The following is a 25,094-nucleotide window of genomic DNA, read 5'->3' on the forward strand; positions in this document are numbered from 1 at the left end:
GGGTCCGGCGCCATCCGCACTGATCTCGGGGATCCGATGTATCTCGATTTTCGAGAAGTCTGTGGTCTCATTCTCGTCCGCCTCCGGCCGCCGTCAAGCCCGGGCTACTTGAGGAAGTAGATGATGAAGAAGAGGGCGATCCAGACGACGTCGACGAAGTGCCAGTAGTAGGAGACGACGACGGCGGAGGTGGCCTCGAAGTGACCGAAGCGCTTGGCGATGAAGGCGCGGCCGATGATGAAGAGGAATGCGATCAGACCGCCGGTCACGTGCAGGCCGTGGAAGCCGGTCGTCAGGTAGAAGGACGAGCCGTAGGCGTCCGAGGAGAGCGAGACGTGCTCGGAGACGAGCATCGTGTACTCGTACGCCTGCACGGACACGAAGATCGCGCCCATGATGAAGGTGAGGATGAACCACTCGACCATGCCCCAGCGGGCGACGTTCAGCAGGCCGCCGGTGCGCCGGGGCTGCAGCCGCTCGGCGGCGAACACGCCGAACTGGCACGTCACCGAGCTGAGCACCAGCACGATGGTGTTGGCCAGCGCGAACGGGACGTTGAGCTTGGCGGTCTCCTCGGCCCACATCTGCGGCGATGTGGAGCGGAGGGTGAAGTACATCGCGAACAGGGCCGCGAAGAACATGATCTCGCTGGAGAGCCACACGATCGTCCCCACCGACACCATGTTCGGGCGGTTGAGAGCGGGGTGCGCCTGAGGGCTCGGAGCGTGGGTTGCACTGGTCACCTTGCCATTATGGCTGGTAAATCCCTGAGCCACCAACGCAACTCGCCCGAACACCGCTTTGACGTGGGACGATGTCGTGAAAATCTTGTCTACGAAGGATAGAAAAGGGGCTCGCGCTACGATGCGCTCCCAGCGTCCGTCCAGCGGCCCGCGGACGGGGCCTCTCGCGGCCCGACGATAGGATCGACGCGTGAATCCCCAGCCCGTTGTTCCGACCGCCCGTTCGTCCGCCCGGGAGGGTGGCGCCGTGCGGTCGTGGCCGGAGTTGCTGACCGCCCTGCTGTCCGGACGCGATCTGTCCGCGGGGGAGACCGCGTGGGCGATGGACCGGGTGATGTCCGGGGAGCTGCCCGACGCCGCCGTCGCCGGTTTCCTCGTCGCGCTGAAGGCCAAGGGGGAGACGGTCGAGGAACTCGCCGGCCTGGTCGAGGCCATGCTCGCGCACGCCAACCCGCTGCCGGTCGGCCCGGACGCCCTCGACATCGTCGGTACCGGCGGGGACCGGCAGAACACCGTCAACATCTCCACGATGGCCGCGCTCGTCTGCGCGGGGGCCGGCACGCCCGTCGTCAAGCACGGCAACCGGGCCGCGTCGTCCTCGACGGGCACGGCCGACGTCCTCGAGGCACTCGGGGTGAACCTGGACCTGTCGGTCAGGGACGTGGCCGAGGCCGCGCGCGCCGTCGGCGTCACGTTCTGCTTCGCGCAGGTCTTCCATCCGTCGATGCGCTTCGCCGCCGGTGCCCGCAAGGCGCTCGGCGTCCCGACGGTCTTCAACTTCCTCGGTCCGATGACGAACCCGGCCCGGGTCGAGGCGTCGGCGATCGGTGTCGCCGACCCGCGGATCGGCCCGCTGATCGCGGGCGTGCTGGCGCGCCGCGGCAACCGGGCCCTGGTCTTCCACGGGCACGACGGACTCGACGAACTGACGACCACTGCGCCCTCGACCGTCTGGGAGGTGCGCGACGGCGACGTCACGGAGCAGGTGCTGGATCCGCAGGACCAGCTCGGCATCCCCCGCGCGACGCTGGACGACCTGCGCGGTGGCGAGCCCGCTCACAACGCGGACGTCGTGCGTGCGGTCCTGGCCGGCGAGCAGGGACCGGTGCGTGACGCCGTCGTGCTCAACGCGGCGGCCGGCCTGACCGCGGCCTCGCGCACCGCCGACGGCCCGCTGGTCGAGCGCCTGGCGGCCGGCCTGGACCGGGCCCGCGCCTCCCTGGACGACGGCGACGCGGCTCGCGTGCTGGAGCGCTGGGTGCGCTTCAGCGACGAACGCGGACGCTGACGGTTCAGTCGCCGCCGAGAGCGAAGGCGGCGTCGAGATCGTGCTGGGAGTAGGCGCGGAAGGCGATCTGCGTCGTCGTGTCCCGGATGGACGCGACCTTGGAGAGCCGGTCCGCGATGACCCGTTCCAGGTCCTCGTGCCGGCGCACCCGCGCGACGACGATGAGGTCCCAGTCCCCGGTGACGGAGTAGACCTCGCTGATGCCCTCGATCGCGGAGATCTCCTCCGCCGTCTCGGGAATGCGGTCCGGTTCGACGGACACGTGGGTGAACGCGGTGATCACAGCAGGTTCTCCTTCGGATGCGGGACGGCGGCCCTGCGGGAACGCCGCGTGACGAGGGCGACGACGACGCGCCAGCCCAGCAGGAAGACGGCCAGGGTGATGGTCGCGACGACGATGAACGCCGGCGCGATCCCCTCGCCGGTGGCCGCACGCAGCGCCATGCCGACCGCGACCGCGGTAACCCACACGACGAGACCGGTGGGCCGCACGGACGTGGGGCGATGCCAGGCCCGGGTCACGAGCCACCCGGCGAGCGCGCCGACGAGGAACGGCCAGGCCGTGCCCAGGACGCCGAGAACGGCATCGCCCTCCCGGTGACTGGCGCGGCCGATCGCGGCGAAGACGACGATCAGGACGGCGTCGACGACAGCGCCGACGGCGACAGCGGCAGCGGCGACACCACGGTCGCCGACCGGCGTCCATGCATCGCGGGGCGACGCCGGTGCGGAGGACGGACGAGACCCGGACGCCATGGCGGATGAGGTCGTGGATGCCGTGTCCGATGCCGGGGAGGACGTCGGGTCGGGGGTGACGGAACGGGAGCGGGTGGACACCCGGCCAGTCTACGAGCCGGTCGGTCGCCGAGCCGCCGGCCTCCCGCCCCGCGGCCACCCGACCGGGAGCACCAGGAACCGCCCCGTGCGTCGTCGTCCCGCTCGTAGACTCGCCCCCATGGACGCGGACTTCACGCCCCTGACCGCTGCGGACACGCCGGCCTGGGCGGCGCTGACCACGGTGCTGGCGCAGGTCGACGGCACCGAGGAGTTCTACAGCGCCGAGGACCTCGCCGAGGAACTGGCGGAGGACGGCGTCGACCCTGCCCGGGACACGTGGGCGTGCTGGGAGAAGGACGGGACCGGCGAGCGGATCGTGGCCGCCGGCCAGGTGCGGGTCCGGACCGATCTGCTGGACGGTCGGGCCGTCGCCCTGCTCGGTGGCGGCGTCCACCCGGACCGTCGCGGCCGGGGGATCGGCCGGGCGCTGATGGACCGGATGGAGCGGCGCGCCCGGGAGCTGGCCGCCGAGCGCCACCCGGGCGCACCCGTCACCCTGCGCAACCCCGGCGGGCTGCCGGCCGATCCCGTGCGCCCGCTGCTGCTGCACCGCGGCTACCGACTGAGCCGGTACTTCGCCCAGATGCAGCGCGCGCTGCCCGACGTCGGCGAGGGGGAGGGTGCGACGGTCCCGTCCGCGGCTTCCCGCGTCGCGCCGCCCGGGATCGTGCCCTCCGGGGTCACCCCCGCCGGCATCGTGCCCTTCCGGGCGGAGCTGTCCGCGGGCACCCTCCGCGCCCGCAATGCCGCCTTCGCGGACCACTGGGGATCGACGACGGTCGCGGACGCCGAGTGGGCGGCACTGATCGAGGCCCGCAGCTTCGTCCCCGACTGCTCCTTCCTCGCCGTGGACGAGGCAGGCGACGTGCTGTCCTTCTGCCTGGCGCAGGACTGGCAGGACGGCCCGCTCTATCTGGCCCTGATCGGGACGACGCCGGCCGCCCGCGGCCTCGGCCTGGCCCGGGCGTGCATCGGCGCCTCACTGGATGCCGCCGCCCGCGAGCAGGGAGCGGACGGTCGTCCGCGTTTCAGCGGGGCCACGCTCCACGTCGACGCCGACAGCCCCACCGGCGCCACCCGGCTCTACGAGGCGGCCGGATTCGCCGTGGCGAAGACGTTCGCGACCTTCACCCGCGAGGTGCCTGCGCTGGGCTCCTGACCGCATCACTCACCGTGTCCCCGTCGCCGGCGACGCCGTCGTCCCGGACGTCGGCATCGGGCGGTGGTTCCGGGCGTTGGTTCCGGTCTTCTGGGCGATGGTGCCTCCGCCCACCGTCGCAGCCCCGGGTTCTGTCGGAGGCGTGTGCCACGCTCGGATCATGGCTCCCTCTCGACCGCCACGCGTCATCTACTACACGGCCGCGACCCTCGACGGTTTCCTCGCGGACGACGATCACGACCTCGGCTGGCTCCTGCGCCTGGCGCCGGACCCCGCGCGCACCCCGCCCGCCTTCGACTTCGCGACGTTCTTCGCCGGCGTCGGCGCCATGGTGATGGGAGGCAACACCTACCGGTGGGTGCACCGGCACGAGGATCTGGCGGCGCACCCGGAACGCTGGACGGACGTCTACGGGGCGACGCCGTGCTGGGTCTTCAGTTCCCAGGGCCTGGCGCCCGTCGACGGCGCGGACATCCGTGCCGGCCACGGGCCCGTCGCCGACGCGCTGCCCGCGATCCGCGCCGCGGCCGGTGAGCGCGACGTCTGGCTGCTGGGCGGCGGCGAGCTCGTCGGCCAGGTCGACGACGCCGGCGCTCTCGACGAGATCCGCGTGAGCATCGCCCCGGTCACGCTCGGCGCCGGCAAGCCGCTGCTCCCGCGGCGGCTGGACCAGCGTCTGACTCTGACCGGCGTCCACACCGACGGGACGTTCGCCTACCTGGCCTACGACGTCCGCCGACCGGCATCGCCGGTCCGACCATGCGGCGAGATCGAAGCGGAGGGGCGTCCGGTGGTCGACCCGTGACACCGTTCGTGCCCCGCGCCTACGCTGACCCCATGTGCAGGAACATCCGGCAACTTCACAACTTCGACCCGGCGGCGACGAGCGACGAGATCCGTGCCGCTGCCCTCCAGTACGTGCGCAAGGTCAGCGGCAGCACGAAGCCGTCGCAGGCCAACCAGGCCGCGTTCGACGACGCGGTCGAGGAGATCGCGCACATCACGGCCCACCTGCTCGAGCACCTCACCACGAGTGCACCGCCGAAGAACCGCGAGATCGAGGCCGCCAAGGCCCGCGCCCGCAGCGCTCAGCGTTACGGAGCGGCCTGATGGCGGACGCGCCGCTGCGTTTCGCCGTCGTCGGCGGCGGCCAGATCTCGCAGCAGGCCTTCCTGCCGGCCATCGGCCGCACCGACAAGGCCGTGTTCACCGCCCTGGTCTCGGGGGACCCGGAGAAACGGGACCAGCTCGCCCGTGAGCACGGGGTCACGGCCTGGGACTACAGCCAGTACGGCGAGCTGCTGGCGTCGGGCACCATCGACGCGGTGTACGTCGCCACGCCCGTGTTCCGGCACCGCGAGTTCGCCGTCCCGGCCCTGGAGGCCGGTGTCCACGCGCTGGTCGAGAAGCCGTTCGAGGTCAGCGGTGAGCACGCGCAGGCCGTGATCGACGCCGCGCACCGCGGTGGCGCGACGCTCATGGTCGCCTACCGGCTGCACCAGGAACCGGGCACGGTCGCCCTGATGGAGGCCGTGCGCGACGGCGTCGTCGGCGATCCGCGCTACTTCACGAGCGCCTTCTCCCAGGACATCGACGAGCGCAACCACCGCGGCAGCAACGGGTTCTGGGGCGGCCCGGTCGCGGACATGGGCACGTACCCGCTCAACCAGGTGCGCACCCTGTTCGGCGCCGAGCCGATCCGCGTCAGCGCCCACGGCGTGCGCACGCCGGGCCGGTCGTTCGACTTCGAGGACACGGTGGCGGTGTCCCTCACGTTCCCGGGGGAGCGCGTCGCCCAGTTCACGGTCTCCTACGCCACCGCCTCCACCCAGAACTTCACCCTGGCGGGCAGCGAGGGCTCGATCACGTCCCCGGTCTGCTACGAGTGGGGCGACGATATCGCGATCACGTGGACCGTGACCGACGCGGACGGCGAGACCGAGGAGCATCGCCACGATGCGGTCGACCAGTTTGCCGGCCAGATCGACTACTTCGTCGACTGCGTCCGCAGCGGAACCGAGCCCGAGCCCTCCGGGGAGGAGGGACTGCTCGACGTGCTGGCCCTCGAGGCGATCGAGGAGTCACTGCGGACGGGGCGTCCGGTGGACCTGCCCGCGCGGGAGCGGTCCCGTCGCCTGAGCGGTGACCAGGTGCGGGCGATCGCCCCGCCGCCCAAGCCGGACGACGACGAGCTCACCTCGGTCATCACGCAGAATCCGTGACCGGCCGTGGGATCGGGGGCTGAGCTCTTCGAGCGGATCGCCGGTGACGTCGCGACCGGTCCGGGCGTGACGCGTGGGCGCATGTTCCACGCTCCGGACCTGCGGGTGCACGGCAAGGTGTTCGCCTTCGTCGGCCGCGACGGGCGGCTGATCGTCAAGCTCCCGCCCGAGCGGGTGCAGCAGGTGCTCGCCGAGGGGGAGGGCGACCTGGTGGAGCTGGGAGGCCGCCGGATGCGGGAGTGGGTCGGCCTGTGCGGGGCGGCCTCCGGCGACGGTGCGCCCGACGGCGCTGCGGCCGAAGGACCGGGCGCCGGCACCGGGGTCGAGCGTCGCTGGCGCGCCGCGGTCGACGATGCCTGCGCCTACGTCCGCCGCCTTCACGAGCCGTGACCGACGGCCGATCGCCGCTACGCTTCACCGGGTGAGCACCACGTCAGACGCGGCCCCGGACGGTGGCTCCGGCACGGACAGCGGCCGGCGCGGCGACAGTCGCACCGCGATCCGCACGGCGGCCGAGCGACTGTTCGCCGAACGGGGCTACGCCGCGACGTCGGTCCGTGACATCGCGGCCGCGGCCGCCGTCGACCCGGCGCTGGTCATCCGTCACTTCACCGGCAAGGAGCCGCTGTTCCTCGCCACGATGCAGCTCGACCTCGAACTCGAGGCCGTCCTCGACGGCCCGGTCGAGTCCCTCGGTCCGCGGCTGATCGCCTACCTGCTCGACGCGGACGAGCACACCCGCGGGGTGTTCCTGGCGCTCCTCCGCGCCAGCGACACCGACGACGTGGGCACCCGGCTGCGCGAGGTCCACGACGCGGGCTTCGTCGAGCCGCTGCGCCGCCGGCTGACCGGTCCCGACCGGGACCTGCGCGCCAGCCTGGCCGGGGCCCTGGTCGGCGGTCTGCTCTACGCGCTGTGGGTGGTCGGCGACGAACGACTGCTCGCCACCGACCACGCCGACCTCGCCCGCCACTACGGCCGGGTGCTCCAGGACCTGATCACCCCGACCTGACGGCCTCGTCCGATCACGCCCGACTCGCGAGCCGCCGGACGCCGCCGCTACTGGGCGGACCAGCCGCCGTCCGAGGGCAGGATCGCGCCCGAGACGTTGGTGCCGTCGTCGCTGAGCAGGAACGTGATCGAGGCGGCCAGCTGCTCGGGCTGGGCCACCGGCGGCAGGGTGGCCATCGCCGCCCCGATCCGCTGCTGCCCGAGCGGCGAGGCGAAGGTGGCCTGGATGTTCGTGGCGACGGGGCCGGGCGCGACGGCGTTGACCCGGATCCCGCTGGTGCCGTAGAGGAAGGCCGAGCTCTTCGTGATGCCGACGACGGCGTGCTTCGAGGCCGTGTAGGCCAGGCCGGCGGCCGAACCGCGCAGGCCCGCCTCGGAGGCGACGTTGACGACGGATCCGCGGCCGGCGGCCAGCATGAGGGGCAGCACGGCCCGGCTCAGGCGGAACAGACCGTCCACGTTGACCGCGAACACCCGCTCCCACACGGCGTCGCTGACCTCGTGCAGCGGCGTCATGTCGTCCATGATCCCAGCGACGTTCGCGAGCCCGTCGATCCGCTCACCCGCTGCCTCCACGACGCCCTCGACGTCCTCCGCCTTCGTGATGTCCGCGACCACCGTGACGACGTCGGCGTCGGCCATATCGGCGGCGAACGCCTCGAGCCGGTCGGCGGCGATGTCGACGGCGATCACCCGGCCGCCCTCCCGGGCGATGCGGGACGCGGTCGCCCGGCCGATGCCGGAGCCGGCGCCGGTGACGATGACCGTCTGCCCGGCGAACCGGTCGGGCGTGATCCTCTCGGTGGACGGCTGCGGGGCCGCCGCCGCAGGCGCGGGAATCTGGGAGGGGTCGGCCTGCGGGGTCTCGGACGCGGTCATGGTGGTCCTCTCGGGTTCGGTGAACGACACGTCGGGCGGCATCCGTGGACGCCGTGAGAACGAGTCTGCGAGTCGACTCCTCCGGTGTCAACTAAGTTGACACCGGAGGAGACGGCGCAGGGTTACCGTGGTGTCCACCGCTGGACCCGACGATGGAGGCGCCGTGCCCGATCCGCTGAAGCCCCTGCCCGACGACGGGTGGTCGCGGGTGCTGTGCGTCGTCGCTCATCCGGACGACATGGAGTACGGCACGTCCGCCGCCGTCGCCACCTGGACGCGCCGCGGCGTCGAGGTCGTGTACCTGCTGCTCACCGTGGGCGAGGCCGGGATGGCGGAGCCGCCGGAGGTGATCGCGCCGCTGCGGGCGAAGGAGCAGCGCCGGGCGTGCGAGACCGTCGGCGTCAGCGATCTGCGGATCCTCGACCACCGGGACGGCATGCTCGAGTACGGGCTGGCCCTGCGGCGTGACATCGCCCGTGTGGTCCGGCAGGTGCGGCCCGACGCCGTCATCGGTGGGGTGTTCGACGTCGAGGCGTGGGGGATGCTCAACCAGGCCGATCACCGGGCGGCCGGGCTGGCGACCGTCGACGCCGTGCGGGACGCGGACAACCCCTGGGTGTTCCGCGAGCTCGCCGAGGAGGAGGGCCTCGCCCCCTGGCACGCGACGGCGCTGCTCATCTCCGGACACGAGACGCCGACCCACGGGCTGGCCGTCGACGAGGAGGCGGTGCAGGCCAGTGTCGCGTCGCTGCGCAGCCACGAGGCGTACCTCGCCCACGTCACCGGCCATCCCGCGCCGGAAGAGTTCATCCCGGCGATGCTGCGCCAGGGCGGGGAGGCATTCGGCAGTGACCACGCGGTGCTGTTCCGGGTGCACGACCTCGGGGGCATCGGCGGGCAGAACGAGGACTGAGGGGCCGGACCACCGCGGCGTCGGCGGGGCTCAGACGGCCTCGAGGTTGCGGGCGACGATCCACGCGTGCTTGCCGACCTGGCGCACGCGGGCGAAGCCGAGGCTCTCGAACAGTTCCACCGTGCCGCTGAACAGGAAGCGACCCTGCGCCTCCCGCCCGGCGGTGACTTCCGGGATCGCCTCGACCCGGCCGCCGCCGTGACCGGCGATGGCGGCGAGCGCCCCCTCGACGCCGGCGCGGGCGACGCCGAGGCCGCGATGCTTCGGGTCGACGTAGACGCAGGTGATCCGCCAGTCCGGTGCCGGGGGAGCGTCCTTGAGGTACTCCCGGCGATGCTTGATGCCGGGCAGTTCCCGCGGGCTGCCGTACTGAGCCCAGCCCTGCACGACGCCGTCGTCGTCGAGCACGAGGGCGGCGTGGGCGTCACCGTTCCGGACCCGTTCCTCCTTCGCTGCCCGGTGGTCGAGGCCGCGCTGCTTGCTGTCCAGGTGGAAGCCGATGCACCAGCAGCCGCCGAAGATGCCGTGGTTGCGTTCGACCAGGTCGGCGAAGCCGTCCCACGTGGAGGCGTCCAGCTCGCGGATCGTCCAGGCCATGAGGTCACCTCTCTCGACGCCGGCGGGGCGGCCGGCTCGCTGCGGCTCGCTGCGGTGCGTCGAGGATACTGCGCGCGCCGCGCAGGACCTCGTGCTCCGGCCCGCCCGTAGGGTGAGCTGGTGGACGTCACCCAGCAGCCCCAGTTCGCCGCCCAGCCCCTCACGGCCCTCGTCACCGGGGCGTCCGGGGGGATCGGACGCGCGACGTGCGTGGCCCTCGCCGAGCGCGGCCATCGGATCGCGGTGCACTGGGCCGTCAACGACGCCGGTGCCCGGCAGACCCTTGCCTCGCTGGCGGGGGCGGGCCATGTCCTCGTGCGCGGCGACCTCACCGAGCCCGGCGCGGCCGAGCGAATCGTGAGCGAGGCGATCGCCGCCCTCGGCCCGCTCGGCGTGCTGGTCAACAACGCCGCCATCGCCACGGGCCCCGAGAACCGCCACCACCCGGCTGAGAGCGACTTCTCCGCCTGGTCGGCCGCCTTCGCCGGGATGATAGACGTCAACCTGCGGGCCGCCGCGGACGTCAGCTACTGGTTCGCCCGATCCGCGATCGACGGCGGGCATGCCGCGAGCGTCGTCAACGTCGGCTCGCGCGGCGCCTTCCGCGGCGAGCCGGAGCACCCGGCGTACGCGGCGACCAAGGCGGCGCTGCACGCCCTCGGCCAGTCCCTCGCGGTGGCCCTGGCCCCGCACCGCATCAGCGTGACGTCCGTGGCACCGGGGTTCACGGCCACGGAGCGGACCGCGGACCGGCTCGCCGGTGCGGCAGGGGATGCGATCGCGGGTCAGAGCCCGTTCGGCCGGGTCGCCCGCGCCGAGGAGATCGCCCACGCGATCGCGCAGCTGGCGGACCCGGCGTCAGCCTGGGCGTCGGGCACCATCCTGGATCTGAACGGGGCGTCCTACCTGCGCAGCTGAGGCGGCTCGGCCGCGTGCGGGCGGTTCCGGGACGGATCAGGTCGCCGGCGTGCCGGCAGCCGCGGGTGTCTCGTCGTCGGTGATCCACCGACCGACCAGGTTGGCGACGATCAGCGTCTGCTCCTCGGGGTCGAAGAGGAAGGTGACGCCGTCCTTCATCGTGGCGACCAGGGCGCCGAATGCGGCCGCGCTCGCGGGCAGGACGTGCCGCTCCCCGTCGTCGGTCACCACGAGCAGGGCGAACTCGTCCGTTCCCGACCAGTTGGCGTTGATGTACTGCACGCGCCGGGTCCGACTGCTCGCGCCGCTCATGGATGCTCCTGCCTCGCCGGTGACCGATGTGGTCCGTCTCGACCAGCGTGCGCGCCCCGGGCGCTCCCGTCCAGGAGCCGGCCGGATGGCAGGCCGTGAGAGCGTGGGTACGCCCACCGCCGAACCGAAGGACGCCATGACCGCACGCCCCACCGCCCCCGCTCCGCTCGAGGTCGCCGACGGCGTCTTCTTCGTCCAGGGCCCGGCGTCGAACTGGATCGTGCTGCGGGACGACCGGGAGTTCACGCTCGTGGACAGCGGCTACCCGGGGGACACGCCGGCCGTGCTCGCCTCACTGAAGGCGCTGGGCCTGGAGCCGTCGCGCACGGCCGCCGTCGTGCTCACGCACGCGCACGTCGACCACACCGGCGCGGCCCGGCACCTCTCCGCCGAGCACGGCGTCCCCGTCCTGGCGGCCGCGGCGGAACGGCCCGCCGTGCGCGGGCAGGAGCAGTACCAGGTGACGCTGCCGCAACTGGTACCCCTGCTGTGGAGGCCGCGGGTGCTGGCGTGGGCCGTGCACGCCGTCCGGGCTGGCGGTCTGACCCCGAACGCCATCACCAGCGACGGCGAGGCGGCGGACGCGCGCCTGGCGGAGCTGCCGGGGCATCCCCGGGCGCTCCCGACGCCGGGCCACACACCCGGCCACACCGCCTACCGTCTGGCCGGCGACGCGGTCGCGACCGGCGACGCCCTGATCACCGCGCACGCGTTGAACGGCGGCGGGCCCCCTCACGTGCAGCCGATCCATCCGGTGTTCGACCACGACGGCGCGGGGGCCGCGTCCTCCCGGCAGACCCTCGCCGGGCTCGGGACCGTCACCGTGCTGCCCGGCCACGGTCCGGTGCTGACCGCGGACCTGTCCGGACGCTGAGGCAGACGGATTCGGGGCATGCCGACCGGCTCAGCCCACCCGCGTGCGCGCTCGCAGCGCCGCGTCGGTGTCCGCGGTGACGAGGTCGGCGTTCAGGTGGGCGCCGGCGAGGGCACCCGCCGCGGCCGACGCCCCGACCTGGGCCGTCGGGTCGGTGACGTTGCCGGCGACCCACACCCCCGGCACGTCCGTCGTCCCGGCCATGCCGGAGACGACCCGGCGGCCGTAGCCCTGCGGCAGGTCCTCCACCGGCAGCCCCAGCCCGTCCAGGCCGTCGAGCCGGGGCTGCATCGTGGTCGCCACCGCGAGCACCCGGCGGGAGACGACGGTGCCGTCATCCAGCCGGACACCGGCGATCCCGCCGTCCTCCCCGGTCAGCACCTCGACCACCGGCTCGTCGACGATCCGGACGTCCCGCGCCTCGAGCCGTGCACGCGCCTGCTCCTCGAGCTCGACGCCGTTGGTGAGGACGACGAGGTCCTCCGTCAGCTGACGGAACAGCAGCGCCTGGTGGATCGAGGCTGCGCCGGTGACGAGGACGCCGATGGGCTCGTCCCGCACCTCCCAGCCGTGACAGTAGGGGCAGTGCACGACGCCGCGACCCCAGTGCGCCGCCAGCCCGGGAACGTCGGGCAGCACGTCCGTCACGCCGGTCGCGACGACGAGGCGGCGCGCGGTGACGCTCCGCCCGTCCGTGAGGGCGACGGTGAAGCGCAGGTCACCGTCGACCGGGGCCACCGGCGCCGCCGCCGCGACCTCGCCGGCGACGATGCGTCCCCCGTACCCGCGCACCTCGTCCCGGCCCCGGGCCAGCAGCTCGCCGGGCGGCGTGCCCTCCCGGCCGAGCAGCCCGTGCACCCCCTCGGCCGGGGCGTTGCGCGGGGACCCGCCGTCGACGACGACGACCGAACGGCGCGAGCGGGCCAGCATCAGCGCCGCGTTCAGCCCGGCGGCGCCGCCCCCGATGATCACCGCGTCGACGGTGCCGTCAGGCAGGGCGTCGGGCAGCGCGTCGGTCGCCGCGTCGGTCCGTGCAGGCGAGGCGTCATGCGGCGACGGGTCGCTGGGATCCGGGATGGGAGCGGGGGTGGTCATGGTGGGGTCCTTCCGGTCGGGGCGGCCGATCGGACCGCTCGTCGTCGACGGTATCCGCGTACTGCGTAGATGGCATACAGTCATGCTCATGCAGCAAGACACCGATGATCTGGACGGCCTCGTGCGCAAGCGCATCCGTGCGCTCCGGCTCGCGCAGGGCTGGTCGCTGGAGGAACTGGCCGGCCGCGCCCGGCTCAGCCAGTCGACGCTCAGCCGGATCGAGAACGGTCAGCGGCGACTGGCGCTGGACAGTCTGGTCACGCTGGCCCGGGCGCTCGACACCACCCTCGACCAGCTCGTCGAGAACGACGCGGACGACGTCGTCATCAGCCCCGTCATCGACGCCGCCCACGGCCAGATGCGCTGGCCCGTCCGCGCCGAACCCGGCATCACCGTCATCCGCCAGCGGCTCACCGGACCGCCGCCGGAGGACCCCGCCCGCATGCGCGCCCACCCTGGACGGGAGTGGATGGTCGTGCTCTCGGGCACCGCGATGCTCATGCTCGGGCACCGCCGGCTGCGGATCGAGACCAACCAGGCGGCGGAGTTCCCCACGATGCTGCCCCACGCCCTCGGCGCCGTGGGCGGTCCGTGCGAGGTGCTCGGCATCTTCGACCGCGACGCCCGGCGCAGCCATCAGCGCACGACGGGGGCACCGCCGGAGGCCTGATCCCCGGAGGGCTGCGCGCTCTTGCGCATCGGGCCGGGTGGATGGCTCCCGTCTTGCCGATCCGGGGATCGACCCGGGTGCTCCGCCGCGTCCGGCCTACCGTGGACCCGTGACCCCCACGCATCAGCACCAGCACCAGCACTCTGGCGACCACCACGCCCACCACGACGAGATGACCGAGGAGCAGTGGGGTGAGCTCCTCGACCTGGACGCCGACGTCCTCGCCGGCGCCTTTGCTGCCCTCGTCGCGGAGCTGCCCGTCCCGCGGTCTCCCGAGCGCATCGTGGACCTCGGCACCGGGACCGGCGTCGGTACCTTCGCCCTCCTCACCCGATTCCCGGACGCCCACGTGACGGCCGTCGACGTCTCCGCCGAGAACCTGCGCCGACTGCAGGAGAACGCCCGGGCTCGCGGCCTGGGGGACCGGGTGCACACCGTTGAGGCGGACCTGGACGCGGACTGGCCGGATCTGGCCGCCTCCGGGGCGCCGGACCTGGTGTGGGCGTCCGCGTCCCTTCACCACCTGGCCGACCCCGCCGTCGCGCTGGGCCGGATCCGGGACCTGCTCGCCCCCGGCGGCCTGTTCACCCTCGTCGAGCTCACCGACTTCCCGCGGTTCCTGCCGGCGGACGCGCCCGCGGAGCGGCCCGGTCTGGAGGAGCGGTGCCACGAGGCGATCGCCCGGGTCAACGCCGCGCACGTGCCGCATCTCGGGTTGGACTGGCAGTCCGCGCTGACCGCCGCCGGCTTCACCGTGGCGGCACACCGGGACGTCGCCATGAGCGTCGCCTGGGCGGAGAGTCCCTCGGTGGGCCGGTACGCGCTCGGCACCCTCCGGCGGATCAGGCAGACCGCCGGGGACCAGCTGGCGGCCGAGGACCTGGCGGCGCTGGACCGGCTGATCGACGCCGACGGGCCAGGAAGCATCCTGCGCCGGGACGACGTCGTGGTGCGCACCGAGCGGCAGGTGTGGGTGGCGTCGACTCCCGTGCCGGCCTGACGACTCCCGACCCGGCTCCTCGACGCACCCTCCGCCCGCCTCCCCGGCCGACACGGAGCGGACGTCACCGACCGGCCGGGTGAGACGTACGTCACCGGCCGGGGCTTATGGTGGCGGTGCGCAGGTTCTCGCCTCGCGCCCGGGCCGGGCTCACCGGAACCGGTGACGGGTCCCGGCCGATCGGCGCCGGGACCGACATGATTGCTGGGGTCATCATGAAGCAACGAACTCACCGCTCCGTGGCACGACGCGTCGCCGCCGCGTCCGCGGCCACCGCCGTCGCCGCCTCCACCGTCCTGACCGGTGTCCTCGGTGTCGGCGTGAGCAGCGCGGTCGCCGGCGGGGCGGCGTCGCCCACCACCACGCCGATCAAGCACCTCGTGGTGATCTTCGGGGAGAACGTCTCCTTCGACCACTACTTCGCCACCTACCCGAAGGCCGCGAACACACCGGGGGAGAAGCTGCAGGGCACGGCCGTCGCGGCGCCCCGTTTCACCGCGGCGCGCACCACCCCCACCGGCATCGCCACCCTGGCGCGCGACCGCCTGCTGGCCCCGACCAATCCCAACGCCGTCCAGCCGGCTCGCCTCGCGCCGTCCCAGGCCGTCACGTGCGACCAGGACCACGAGTACACGGCGGAGCAGAAGGCCTACAACGGCGGCCTGATGAACAAGTTCGTCGAGAACACCAGTCGCGACGCGTGCGGGCCGAACCAGTACGGGCGGCCCGGGCTGACCATGGACTACTACGACGGCAACACCGTGACCGGTCTGTGGAACTACGCGCAGCACTACGCGATGAGCGACAACCACTTCGGCACCACCTTCGGTCCCTCCACCCCGGGCGCCCTCAACCTCGTCTCCGGCCAGACGCACGGGGTGCGGGAGTTCACCGCCGCCGGCCGGCCGGTGACGCCGACCGCGAGCGACTACACGGTCCGGCAGCCCAATGCGTCCGGCGTCGGCACCATGATCAACGACCCCGACCCGCTGTACGACGACTGCTCCAACGCCAGCCACACGAAGACGGCGAACCTGGCCGCCATGACCGGGAAGAACGTCGGCGACCTGCTCAACGCCCGTGGCGTCTCCTGGGGCTGGTTCCAGGGCGGCTTCGCTCCCACCACCGCGGCTCGGGGCACGACGCCGGCCGCGTGCCAGGCCAGCCACCGCAACGCCGCGGGCGCCTCGGTGGTCGACTACTCGCCCCACCACGAGCCGTTCCAGTACTACGCCTCGACCGCCAACCCGCACCACCTGGCGCCGGCCACCGCCGCCGAGATCGGCCACAACGGTCGCGCCAACCACCAGTACGACCTGAGCGTCTTCACCCGCGTCGTGAACACCGGCCAGCTCCCGGCGGTCTCGTTCCTGAAGGCGTCGGCCTACCAGGACGGTCACGCCGCGTACTCCGACCCGGTGGACGAGCAGCGGTTCATCACGAAGACCATCAACACGGTGCAGCAGTCGAGGAACTGGAAGGACACCGCCGTCGTCGTCGCCTACGACGACTCCGACGGCTGGTACGACCACGTCGCGGCCGCCGTGAAGAACGCCTCGAACACGTCCGACGACGCCGCCTGGTGCCGCCAGGCCGCCGCGAAGGGGACGCCGATCGCGGGCGGCTACCAGGATCGCTGCGGTCCCGGGCCGCGGCTGCCGCTGATCGTCGTCTCGCGCTTCGCGAAGCAGAACGTCGTCGACCACACCCCGACCGACCAGGCCTCGATCCTGCGCTTCATCGAGGACAACTGGATCACCGGCCGGGTCGGTGACGCCTCGGCGGATGCCCGCGCCGGCTCCCTCCGGGCCATGTTCGACTTCGCGCACCCGCGTCAGGAACAGGTGCTGTTGAACGAGCAGAACGGCACGGTGGCCGCGATCCGTCGCTAGGCGGTGCCGGCGAGGACGGCGCCGAATGGTTAGGCAACCTATCGTTCACCCTCGCGTCACGTCGGCGTCCTACGGTGTCGGAGCGCAGGTCGTCGCCTCGCGCCACCGGACCGGGAGCACCCGGATCGGCGACGAGTCCCGGTATCCCGATACCGGACCGGACACGAACCATGGGGTCACCATGAAGCAACTCGCTCACCGCATGAACCCGAGACGGCTCGCCGCCGCCGCGTCGGCCGTCGTGGTCGCCGGCGCGACCGCCGCCGGTGGCGTCCTCGGCGTCGGGGTCCCGGCCGCCGCGGCCAGCCAGCCCTCCACCGCCACGCCGATCAAGCACGTCGTCGTGATCTTCGGGGAGAACGTCTCCTTCGACCACTACTTCGGCACGTACCCGAACGCGGCCAACACGCCCGGTGAGACCCTCCAGGGTTCCGGTACCCCGGCGGCGACGTTCACGGCCGCACCCGACACCCCGAAGAACATCAACACGCTGGCCAGCGCTGGGCTGCTCGCCCCCAACAACCCCAACACCGTGCAGCCGGCCCGGCTCTCGCCGTCCCAGGCCGTCACGTGCGACCAGGACCACGGCTACACGGCCGAGCAGGAGGCCTACCACGGGGGCCTGATGGACCAGTTCGTCCAGTACACGAGCCGCGACGCGTGCGGCACGAATCAGTTCGGGCGCCCCGGTCTGACGATGGACTACTACGACGGCAACACCGTCACCGGTCTGTGGAACTACGCCCAGCACTACGCGATGAGCGACAACCACTTCAGCACCACGTTCGGCCCGTCCACCCCGGGCGCCCTCAACCTGGTGTCCGGGCAGACCCACGGCGTCAAGGAGTTCACCGCCACCGGCCAGCCCGTCACGCCGACGGCGAGCGACTACACCGTCCGTCAGCCCGACGCCACCGGCACCGGCACGGTCATCAACGACCCGGACCCGGTCTACGACGACTGCTCGAACTCGAGCCACACCAAGACGAACACCCTCGCGGGCATGACGGGCCGGAACGTCGGCGACCTGCTCAACGCCCGGGGCGTCTCGTGGGGCTGGTTCCAGGGCGGCTTCGCCCCGACGACGCCGGCCTCCGGGACCACCCCGGCCGCGTGCCTGGCCAGCCACACCAACGCCGCGGGCGCTTCGGTGGTCGACTACTCGCCGCACCACCAGCCGTTCCAGTACTACGCGTCGACCGCCAATCCGCACCACCTGGCCCCGGCCAGCACCGCGGAGATCGGCCACAACGGACGGGCGAACCACCAGTACGACCTGACGTCGTTCGACTCCGTGGTCAACACCGGCAACCTGCCCGCCGTCTCATTCCTCAAGGCCGGCGAGTTCCAGGACGGGCACGCCGCCTACTCCGATCCGGTCGACGAGCAGCGCTTCGTCACGAAGACGATCAACACGATCGAGAAGTCGCCGAACTGGAAGGACACCGCGGTCGTCGTCGCGTACGACGACTCGGACGGCTGGTACGACCACGTCGCGGCGCAGGTCAAGAACGCGTCGAACTCTCCCGACGACGCCGCGTGGTGCCAGCAGGCCGCCACCAGGGGCACCCCGATCGCCGGGGGCTACCAGGACCGCTGCGGTCCCGGCCCGCGCCAGCCGCTGATCGTCGTCTCGCCGTTCGCGAAGCAGAACTTCGTGGACCACACCGAGACCGACCAGGCCTCGATCCTGCGCTTCATCGAGGACAACTGGAGCACCGGGCAGATCGGTGACGCCTCGGCCGACGCGACCGCCGGATCGCTGTCCGCCATATTCAACTTCCACCACGAGCGGCGCGACCAGGTGCTGCTCGACGAGGAGAACGGCTCCGTCGCCGCCGTCCTGCACGGCAACCACGGGCACGGCGACAACGGGCACGGCGGTCACCACCACCGCTGACCCCGATTCGACAGCAGCACCGGTTCGACAGCAGCACCAGCGCGAGGGGCTGCAGCGGGAATCATCCCGCTGCAGCCCCTCGCGCGTGCTGCGGCCGGGGTGAGAGTCTCGGGCCGCTGCGGCGGCCTTACGATGCCGGTATGCCCGTCACCGTCGCGCAGATCCGCCGCTACCCGGTCAAGTCCATGGCGGGGGAGTACCTCGACGCGGTCGAGCTCGACGCGCGGGGCCTGACCGGTGACCGCTGGTACGCCGTCGAGGACGGTGCCGGTCACTTCGCCTCGGGCAAGAACACCCGGCGGTTCCGGCGTCACGACGAGGTGTTCGCCTATCGCGCGACCACCACGGCCGACGGCGTGGCGGTGACCCACGAGGACGGGTCGTCCTGGCTCGCCGGCGATCCGGCGCTGGACGACCACCTGACCGCGGCCTTCGGTGAACTTGTGCGGGTCGAGGGGGAGTCGACCGTCCCGCACGCCGACGACGGCGCCGTCTCCCTGATCGGCTCGGCCACGCTGCACTGGTGCGAGACGGAGCTGGGTGTCGACGCCGACCCGCGCCGGCTCCGGGTGAACCTCGTCCTCGAAACGGACGAGCCGTTCGTCGAGGAGAGCTGGGTGGGCCGCACGCTGCGCGTCGGTGCCACGACCCTCCGGGTGGTCGCCCGGATCGAACGGTGCCGCACCATCGACGTCGCCCAGGACGGCGCGGACGCCCGACACCGGTGGCTCAAACCGCTCGGGACGACCCGAGACCTGTGCATGGGCGTCTATGCCGAGGTGCTGGAGCCGGGCGGGCTGCGGGTGGGCGATGACGTGACCGTCCGGGCCGATACCGGGCACGCCGCCGCTCCCGCCGACACCGACGTGGTCGTCGAGCAGCCCACCGGCTGACCGGGCCTCGGCTCGATCAGTCGGAGAGCGGCCTCACCCCGGGTGCGGCCGGAAGATCTCCCGGGCCTCCCGCAGCGCGTAGTAGACGATGACGAGGCCCGCGACCGGGTCCGCCCACCACCACCCGAGCACCGCGTCGGCGGTCACCCCGATCAGGACGGCGACGGCGAGCAACGCGTCGATCAGGGTGACCCGTGCCTCGGTGCGCAGGACGGGGTTGTCCAGGGCCCGGCCGACCCGGCCCTTCAGCGAGGCGAGCACGACCATGGACACCGCCGTCACCGCGGTCCAGGCGATGCCGCCGGGGCTCGGTTCGGGCCGGTGCGCCGTCACGAGGGCGATCACCGACTGGACCAGCAACCAGGCGGCCAGCGCGACGAAGGCCCCGCCGATGAGCTTGAGGGCGCGCTCTCTCCGTGCCTCACCGGACCCGGAGAGCTCCCACAGCACCACCGCACTCGCCCCGATCTCGATCAGCGAGTCCAGGCCGAACCCGGCCAGGGCGGTGGAGGAGGAGCGAAACGCCAGGACCGCGAGCACCGCGACGCCGACGACGTTCCAGGCGAGCGTGATCCACTCGAGGACGAAGCCGGCCCGCAGGTCGGAGGAGAACCGCGTCGCACGCTGCATGCTCACCATGGTGCCGGATGCGCACCGGTGCCGCCGTCAGCGGCGGTGCCGCGCCTCGACCTCCGCGCTCACTGGCCGTACACGTGCTGGTAGCGGGCGAACAGGGAGTCGACGTCGGCCGCGTCGATGGGCACCGGGGTGCCGAGCTGCCGGGCCAGGTGCATCGTGCGGGCGATGTCCTCGACCATCACGGCGGCCTTGACGGCGTCGCGCGCGTCCGTGCCGATGGTGAACGGTCCGTGATTGGCCATCAGCACCGCGCGCGAGCGGGACTCGCGCAGCGTCTCGACGATGCCGCGGCCGATCGAGTCGTCGCCGATGAGCGCGAAAGGGCCGATCGGGATCTCGCCGCCGAACTCGTCGGCGATCATCGTCAGCGCGCAGGGGATGGGTTCGCGGCACGCGGCCCAGGCCGTCGCGTAGTCCGAGTGGGTGTGAACGACGCCGCCCACCTCGGGCATGTGCCGATACACGTAGGCATGGGCGGCGGTGTCCGAGGACGGTTTGCGGTCGCCCTCCACGAGGTTGCCGTCCAGGTCGCAGACGACCATCGAGGCGGGGGTGATGTCGTCGTAGGACACTCCGGAAGGCTTGATCACCAGCAGGTCGGCACCGGGAACCCGGGCCGACACGTTGCCGGCGGTCCAGACGACGAGGTTGTTGCGGGGGAGTTCGGCATGCAGGGCGGCGACGCTCTCCTTGAGCTCGTCCACCGTGCGGTGCAGCGATGAGGGGATGCCGGACATGGTCGGGGGACCTCCTTGTTCCCGTTCCGCTCGATGCCGTCGTGCGGCGCTCGCGCGGTCCGGACTGGCGATTCGACGTGGTGCGGATCACTATGTTACCGGTAACATCGACGACGGACCACTGCCAGACCCGTCGGATCGGAACAGGAGCCGCCATGTCCACTCATCCCCAGCAGCCCTCGGCCCAACCGGCGAGCGCGGCGGAGACCATCCGTGCGCGCCGGACCTCGCTCGGCATCGAGCTCGGCTCCACCCGGATCAAGGCCGTGCTGATCGGCCCCGATCACGCGACCCTCGCCACGGGCGTGCACGACTGGGAGAACGAGTACGTCGACCGGGTCTGGACCTACTCCGAGGACGCGATCTGGTCCGGCCTGCAGGACTGCTTCTCGTCCCTGGCCGCCGACGTCCGCCGCCGCCACGGCGTCCAGCTCACCGGCGTCGGCTCCCTCGGCGTCTCCGCCATGATGCACGGCTACCTCCCGTTCGGCGCCGACGACGAGCTGCTCGTGCCGTTCCGCACCTGGCGGAACACCTCCACCGGCCGCGCCGCCGACGAGTTGAGCGAACTCTTCGGCGTCCACCTGCCGGTGCGCTGGAGCATCGCCCACCTGCACCAGGCCCTGCTGGACGACGAGCCGCACGTCGGGCGGATCGCCCGGCTGACCACCCTGGCCGGGTACGTCCACTGGCGCCTGTCCGGGGAGTTCGTGCTCGGGGTCGGCGACGCGAGCGGCATGTTCCCGATCGATGCGGCGACGGGCACCTGGGACGAGGCCCGGATGGACCGCTACGAGCAGCACATCGCGTCGCGGGCGACGCCCTGGTCGCTGCGCGGCCTCCTCCCGACCGTGCTGCCGGCCGGACACCGGGCCGGCGTGCTCACCGCTCACGGCGCCGCCCTGCTCGACTCCAGCGGCACCCTCGAGGCCGGTGCGCCGATGGCGCCCCCGGAGGGCGACGCGGGCACCGGGATGGTCGCCACCAACGCCGTCGCCCCCGGGACCGGCCACGTCAGCGCGGGCACGTCGATCTTCGCGATGATCGTGCTGAACGAGCCGCTGTCCCGCGTCCACGACGACATCGACGTCGTCACCACCCCCGCGGGGGAGCCGGTGGCGATGGTGCACTGCAACAACGGCGCGAGCGAGCTCTCCACGTGGGCGAGCCTCTTCGGCGAGTTCGCGACGCTCGCCGGGCCCGGGCTGGACAGCTCCCGCGTGTACGAGCTGCTGTTCGAGGCGGCCGGCCGCGGTGCCGCCGACGCGGGCGGCCTGCTCGCCTACAACTTCCTCTCGGGCGAGCACAATCTCGGTCTCGACGAGGGCCGGCCGATGGTCGTGCGCGGCCCCGACAGCGAGCTCACCCTCGCCAACCTCATCCGGGCCGAGCTGTACGCCGTCTTCGGCGCCCTGCGGATGGGCATGGACTCCCTCGCCGAGGAGCACGTCGAGATCACGACGCTGCTCGCCCAGGGCGGCCTTTTCCAGACGAAGCAGGTGGCGCAGCGCCTCCTCGCCGGTGCCTTGAAGGTGCCGGTCAGCGTCGGGGACACGGCGGCCGAGGGCGGAGCGTGGGGGATGGCGGTGCTCGCCGCCTTCGCCGCCACGGACACGGCCGGCACGTCGCTCGCCGAGCACCTGGCGGACACCGTGTTCCGCGACCTCGAGCTGGTCACCGTCCAGCCGGACCCGGACGACGTCGCCGGCTTCGACGCCTGGCTGGAGCGCTTCGTGCGCGGCCTCGCGATCGAGAAGGCGGCGGTCGAGCACAGCTGAGCGGTGCGGAGTCCCTCAGCCGGCGGCGGCGGTGAGTGGGCGGGTCGACTCGCGGTGGACCAGCCACGGGCGCAGGCGCACCCCACCGCCCTCACCGGCTTCTTCGAGCTTCCTGCCATCGGGGTCATCGTCCGTCTCGCCCAGGAGGAGGCGCACCGCCTCCTCGCCGAGCGTGCTGAAGTCCTGGTGCACCGTGGTCAGCGGCGGCAGGAAGTGGGCGCTCTCGGGCAGGTCGTCGAAGCCGACGACGCTGATGTCCGCGGGCACGGAGGCGCCGCGCTCGGCCAGGCCGTGAACGAGTCCCAGCGCCATCTGATCGTTCGCGACGAAGACGGCGGTCGCCCCGGAGCTCAGCACGGCGTCAGCAGCGGCGTGACCGGAGTCGGGCCGCCAGTCGCCCTCGATCAGCGGGGGCACGGCCAGTCCGGCGGCGGTCAGGGTCTGTTCCCACTGGCGGCGTCGTTCGTGACCGTCGTACCAGTCGTCCGGACCGGCCAGGTGGGCGATGCGCTCGTGGCCGAGATCGATCAGGTGCTCGACGGCGACGCGGGCACCCCCGGCCTGGTCGATCTGGATGCTCGGCCGGTGCAGCCGCGACGCCGCCCGCGGGCCGGCGCCGACGAGCAGGGTTGCCTCCGGCAGGTCGGCGCCGTCGAGAGCGGCCAGCGCGGCGTCGTGCGGGGTGATGACCGCGAGGCCGTCCACCCGCTGCCCGAGCATGAAGTCGACGCCGGAGCGCAGTTCCTCCAGGGTGCGGAAGCTGTACGTCGTCGGCGCGTAGCCGTGGTGCCGCGCCGCGCGCTCCAGACCCTGCATGGTGCTCACCGGGCCGTGCTGGTCGGAGTTGCCGACCAGCACGCCGATCCGCTGGGATCGGCCGTGGGCCAGCGCCCGGGCCAGGGAGTTGGGGCGGTACCCGAGCTCGTCGATGGCCGCGCGCACCCGGCCACGGGTCGCCTCGGTGACCTTGCTGCTGCCGTTGATCACCCGGGAGACGGTCTGGTGCGAGACGCCCGCGTGGGTCGCGACCTCCCGCAGGCTCGGAGCCTCACCGCGCGTCACCATTCCTGCCCTCCGGTTCGGGATCCGTGGACCCTGCGTCGCACGAGGATCACCCGGCCGCGGGCCCCCCGCGCAGCACCGTCTGCAGCAGCAGGTCCCGTTCGAAATCCCGCACGGTCGTGTGCTCGTCGATCAGCGCCAGTTCGACACCGGTGATCCGAGCAAAGTCTACGAAGACGTCGGTCCCAACCGCGGTGCTCATCACGGTGTGGTGCGCCGCGCCGGCGGCCAGCCAGGACTGCGCGCTGGTGACGAGGTCCGGCTGCGGCCGCCACAGGGCGCGGCCCACCGGCAGGTTCGGCAGCGGCTCGCGGGGCTCGACGACGTCCACCGCGTTGGCGACCAGACGGAACCGGTTCTGCACGTCGGCCATCGCGACGACGACGGCGGGACCGGCCGCGGCGGTGAAGACGAGGCGGCACGGGTCCTCCTTGCCGCCGATGCCGAGCGGGTGGATCTCCAGCCGCGCGCGCTCGGTCGCGATGGTGGGGGAGACCTCGAGCATGTGGGCCCCGAGGATGAGTTCCTGCCCCGGGGTCAGCTCGTAGGTGTAGTCCTCCATCAGGGTGGCCCCGCCCGGCAGGCCGGCGCCGAGGACACTGGCGAGGCGGACGAGGACGGCGGTCTTCCAGTCGCCCTCGGCACCGAACCCGTAACCGTCGGCCATCAGCCGCTGCACGGCGATGCCCGGCAGCTGCCGCAGCCCGCCGAGGTCCTCGAAGGTGTCCGTGAAGGCGACCGCGCCGAGTTCGGTGAGGATGTCCCGCAGGCCGAGCTCCTGGCGCGCCGCGTCCAGCAGGGACGCACGCCGGGCACCCCCGGGCCGCAACTCCTCGGCGACGTCGTAGGTGGCGTCGTACTCGGCGGCGAGTTCTTCCACGCGGGCGTCGTCGACGGCGTCCACGCGCTCCACCAGGTCGTTGACACCCCACGTGTTGACGGAGACGCCGAAGACCTTCTCGGCCTCGGTCTTGTCGCCCTCGGTGACGGCGACCTGGCGCATGTTGTCCCCGAAGCGGGCGACGCGCGCCCCCTGCAGGGAGGCCCAGCCGGCGGCGGCACGGGTCCACACACCCACCTCGCGCTGCACCCGCGGGTCGCTCGCGTGCCCGATCACGGACTTCCGGCGCACGCCCAGCCGGGTGAGGATGTAGCCGAACTCCCGGTCGCCGTGGGCGGACTGGTTCAGGTTCATGAAGTCGAAATCGATGCTGCCGTACGGCAGTTCCCGGTTCGCCTGCGTGTGCAGGTGCAGGAGCGGCTTCTGCAGCGCCTCGAGCCCGCGGATCCACATCTTGGCGGGGGAGAAGGTGTGCATCCAGGTGATGACGCCGGCGACGGCCGGGTCGGCGTTCGCCTCACGGATGGTCGTGACGATGTCGTCCGGGGTGGTCAGCACCGGCTTCAGCACCACCTCGACGGGGATGTCCTCCGCGCCGGCGAGCAGCTCGGCGACCTGCTGCGACTGGTCCACGACCTGACGCAGCACCTCCTCGCCGTAGAGGCTCTGGCTTCCCACCAGGAACCAGACCTGGTAGCGGGACAGATCGGGGACGATGCTGTTCTCGGTCATCGTTGACCACTCCTTCGCATGTGGCGCACGTCTCAGCTTTCCGTCGCCGATGTTACCGGTAACACGCACGCTGGACCAAGGGTGGAGCGGATCGGAGTGTCG

General features: G+C 72.5%; 27 protein-coding genes. 16 read left to right on the top strand and 11 right to left on the bottom strand.

What is annotated here, in order from left to right:
- Positions 1-104 precede the first annotated feature (104 nt).
- Positions 105-743: a heme-copper oxidase subunit III gene (locus BGP79_RS03385; protein ID WP_076693186.1), complete on the bottom strand. Its 639-nt coding sequence runs from the start codon at positions 741-743 to the stop codon at positions 105-107.
- 190 nt (positions 744-933) lie between these two features.
- Here BGP79_RS03385 and trpD point away from each other — a divergent pair, with 190 nt between their 5' ends.
- Complete coding sequence (trpD, locus tag BGP79_RS03390) at positions 934-2,031, top strand: anthranilate phosphoribosyltransferase (RefSeq protein ID WP_233121032.1); 1,098 nt, start codon at positions 934-936, stop codon at positions 2,029-2,031.
- A gap of 4 nt (positions 2,032-2,035) precedes the next feature.
- On the opposite strand, the gene BGP79_RS03395 is transcribed toward trpD, so the two are convergent.
- Both BGP79_RS03395 and BGP79_RS03400 read right to left on the bottom strand, forming a co-directional pair.
- On the bottom strand, positions 2,036-2,314 hold the full coding sequence (locus BGP79_RS03395) for an Lrp/AsnC family transcriptional regulator (protein WP_076693188.1): 279 nt from the start codon (positions 2,312-2,314) through the stop codon (positions 2,036-2,038).
- A complete protein-coding gene (locus BGP79_RS03400; protein ID WP_369800152.1) occupies positions 2,311-2,868 on the bottom strand; it encodes a DUF3054 domain-containing protein in 558 nt (185 codons plus the stop codon). The genes BGP79_RS03395 and BGP79_RS03400 overlap by 4 nt, the downstream gene beginning before the upstream one ends.
- Positions 2,869-2,986: 118 nt before the next feature.
- Here BGP79_RS03400 and BGP79_RS03405 point away from each other — a divergent pair, with 118 nt between their 5' ends.
- From BGP79_RS03405 to BGP79_RS03430, 6 genes are all read left to right on the top strand, one after another.
- Positions 2,987-4,027, top strand: a complete 1,041-nt coding sequence (locus BGP79_RS03405) for a GNAT family N-acetyltransferase (RefSeq protein WP_076693189.1) — start codon at positions 2,987-2,989, stop codon at positions 4,025-4,027.
- Positions 4,028-4,187: 160 nt separating this feature from the next.
- Positions 4,188-4,832: a dihydrofolate reductase family protein gene (locus BGP79_RS03410; protein ID WP_076693190.1), complete on the top strand. Its 645-nt coding sequence runs from the start codon at positions 4,188-4,190 to the stop codon at positions 4,830-4,832.
- Between the two features lie 32 nt (positions 4,833-4,864).
- On the top strand, positions 4,865-5,137 hold the full coding sequence (locus BGP79_RS03415) for a DUF2277 domain-containing protein (RefSeq protein ID WP_076693337.1): 273 nt from the start codon (positions 4,865-4,867) through the stop codon (positions 5,135-5,137).
- A complete protein-coding gene (locus BGP79_RS03420) occupies positions 5,137-6,249 on the top strand; it encodes a Gfo/Idh/MocA family protein (RefSeq protein WP_076693191.1) in 1,113 nt (370 codons plus the stop codon). The genes BGP79_RS03415 and BGP79_RS03420 overlap by 1 nt, the downstream gene beginning before the upstream one ends.
- A gap of 6 nt (positions 6,250-6,255) precedes the next feature.
- Entirely contained in the window at positions 6,256-6,639 is a 384-nt protein-coding gene (locus tag BGP79_RS03425) for an MmcQ/YjbR family DNA-binding protein (RefSeq protein WP_076693192.1), read from the top strand.
- Positions 6,640-6,670: 31 nt separating this feature from the next.
- Positions 6,671-7,261: a TetR family transcriptional regulator gene (locus BGP79_RS03430; protein ID WP_198928408.1), complete on the top strand. Its 591-nt coding sequence runs from the start codon at positions 6,671-6,673 to the stop codon at positions 7,259-7,261.
- Positions 7,262-7,308: 47 nt separating this feature from the next.
- Here the strand turns inward: BGP79_RS03430 and BGP79_RS03435 are convergent, their stop codons facing one another.
- Entirely contained in the window at positions 7,309-8,139 is an 831-nt protein-coding gene (locus tag BGP79_RS03435) for an SDR family NAD(P)-dependent oxidoreductase (protein WP_076693338.1), read from the bottom strand.
- A 163-nt stretch (positions 8,140-8,302) separates the two neighbouring features.
- On the opposite strand from BGP79_RS03435, the gene BGP79_RS03440 reads away from it, so the two are divergent.
- Entirely contained in the window at positions 8,303-9,052 is a 750-nt protein-coding gene (locus BGP79_RS03440) for a PIG-L deacetylase family protein (RefSeq protein WP_233121034.1), read from the top strand.
- Positions 9,053-9,082: 30 nt separating this feature from the next.
- On the opposite strand, the gene BGP79_RS03445 is transcribed toward BGP79_RS03440, so the two are convergent.
- Positions 9,083-9,649: a GNAT family N-acetyltransferase gene (locus BGP79_RS03445; RefSeq protein ID WP_076693193.1), complete on the bottom strand. Its 567-nt coding sequence runs from the start codon at positions 9,647-9,649 to the stop codon at positions 9,083-9,085.
- Positions 9,650-9,769: 120 nt separating this feature from the next.
- Between BGP79_RS03445 and BGP79_RS03450 the strand changes: the two genes are divergently transcribed.
- Positions 9,770-10,567 (top strand): SDR family NAD(P)-dependent oxidoreductase, encoded by a 798-nt coding sequence (locus BGP79_RS03450; RefSeq protein ID WP_076693194.1) that lies wholly within the window; start codon positions 9,770-9,772, stop codon positions 10,565-10,567.
- A 36-nt stretch (positions 10,568-10,603) separates the two neighbouring features.
- Here the strand turns inward: BGP79_RS03450 and BGP79_RS03455 are convergent, their stop codons facing one another.
- Entirely contained in the window at positions 10,604-10,879 is a 276-nt protein-coding gene (locus tag BGP79_RS03455; RefSeq protein ID WP_076693195.1) for a hypothetical protein, read from the bottom strand.
- Between the two features lie 136 nt (positions 10,880-11,015).
- Here BGP79_RS03455 and BGP79_RS03460 point away from each other — a divergent pair, with 136 nt between their 5' ends.
- Positions 11,016-11,753: an MBL fold metallo-hydrolase gene (locus tag BGP79_RS03460; RefSeq protein WP_076693341.1), complete on the top strand. Its 738-nt coding sequence runs from the start codon at positions 11,016-11,018 to the stop codon at positions 11,751-11,753.
- A 30-nt stretch (positions 11,754-11,783) separates the two neighbouring features.
- On the opposite strand, the gene BGP79_RS03465 is transcribed toward BGP79_RS03460, so the two are convergent.
- The gene (locus tag BGP79_RS03465) at positions 11,784-12,848 is read right to left on the bottom strand and encodes an NAD(P)/FAD-dependent oxidoreductase (RefSeq protein WP_083701515.1); all 1,065 of its coding nucleotides are present in this window, start codon (positions 12,846-12,848) and stop codon (positions 11,784-11,786) included.
- Between the two features lie 88 nt (positions 12,849-12,936).
- Between BGP79_RS03465 and BGP79_RS03470 the strand changes: the two genes are divergently transcribed.
- From BGP79_RS03470 to BGP79_RS03490, 5 genes are all read left to right on the top strand, one after another.
- Complete coding sequence (locus BGP79_RS03470; protein ID WP_076693343.1) at positions 12,937-13,518, top strand: helix-turn-helix domain-containing protein; 582 nt, start codon at positions 12,937-12,939, stop codon at positions 13,516-13,518.
- Positions 13,519-13,627: 109 nt separating this feature from the next.
- The gene (locus BGP79_RS03475; protein WP_076693196.1) at positions 13,628-14,518 is read left to right on the top strand and encodes a class I SAM-dependent methyltransferase; all 891 of its coding nucleotides are present in this window, start codon (positions 13,628-13,630) and stop codon (positions 14,516-14,518) included.
- A gap of 215 nt (positions 14,519-14,733) precedes the next feature.
- On the top strand, positions 14,734-16,410 hold the full coding sequence (locus BGP79_RS03480) for a phospholipase C (RefSeq protein WP_076693344.1): 1,677 nt from the start codon (positions 14,734-14,736) through the stop codon (positions 16,408-16,410).
- 202 nt (positions 16,411-16,612) lie between these two features.
- Positions 16,613-18,310, top strand: a complete 1,698-nt coding sequence (locus tag BGP79_RS03485; protein WP_076693197.1) for a phospholipase C — start codon at positions 16,613-16,615, stop codon at positions 18,308-18,310.
- Between the two features lie 140 nt (positions 18,311-18,450).
- The gene (locus BGP79_RS03490; RefSeq protein ID WP_076693198.1) at positions 18,451-19,203 is read left to right on the top strand and encodes an MOSC domain-containing protein; all 753 of its coding nucleotides are present in this window, start codon (positions 18,451-18,453) and stop codon (positions 19,201-19,203) included.
- A 33-nt stretch (positions 19,204-19,236) separates the two neighbouring features.
- Here BGP79_RS03490 and BGP79_RS03495 read toward each other — a convergent pair whose 3' ends face one another.
- Together BGP79_RS03495 and BGP79_RS03500 are read right to left on the bottom strand one after the other, a co-directional pair.
- Entirely contained in the window at positions 19,237-19,833 is a 597-nt protein-coding gene (locus BGP79_RS03495) for a cation transporter (RefSeq protein ID WP_233121038.1), read from the bottom strand.
- A gap of 68 nt (positions 19,834-19,901) precedes the next feature.
- A complete protein-coding gene (locus BGP79_RS03500) occupies positions 19,902-20,579 on the bottom strand; it encodes an L-ribulose-5-phosphate 4-epimerase (protein WP_076693200.1) in 678 nt (225 codons plus the stop codon).
- A 155-nt stretch (positions 20,580-20,734) separates the two neighbouring features.
- Here BGP79_RS03500 and BGP79_RS03505 point away from each other — a divergent pair, with 155 nt between their 5' ends.
- Positions 20,735-22,357 carry a xylulokinase gene (locus tag BGP79_RS03505; RefSeq protein ID WP_076693201.1) on the top strand — a complete coding sequence of 541 codons (1,623 nt, stop codon included), beginning with the start codon at positions 20,735-20,737 and terminating at the stop codon, positions 22,355-22,357.
- A 15-nt stretch (positions 22,358-22,372) separates the two neighbouring features.
- On the opposite strand, the gene BGP79_RS03510 is transcribed toward BGP79_RS03505, so the two are convergent.
- Both BGP79_RS03510 and araA read right to left on the bottom strand, forming a co-directional pair.
- Positions 22,373-23,422 carry a LacI family DNA-binding transcriptional regulator gene (locus BGP79_RS03510; RefSeq protein WP_076693202.1) on the bottom strand — a complete coding sequence of 350 codons (1,050 nt, stop codon included), beginning with the start codon at positions 23,420-23,422 and terminating at the stop codon, positions 22,373-22,375.
- A gap of 46 nt (positions 23,423-23,468) precedes the next feature.
- On the bottom strand, positions 23,469-24,992 hold the full coding sequence (gene araA / locus BGP79_RS03515; RefSeq protein ID WP_076693203.1) for an L-arabinose isomerase: 1,524 nt from the start codon (positions 24,990-24,992) through the stop codon (positions 23,469-23,471).
- Positions 24,993-25,094 lie beyond the last annotated feature (102 nt).

The organism is Tersicoccus sp. Bi-70, assembly GCF_001968825.1.
In the GTDB taxonomy this organism is placed as follows: domain Bacteria; phylum Actinomycetota; class Actinomycetes; order Actinomycetales; family Micrococcaceae; genus Tersicoccus.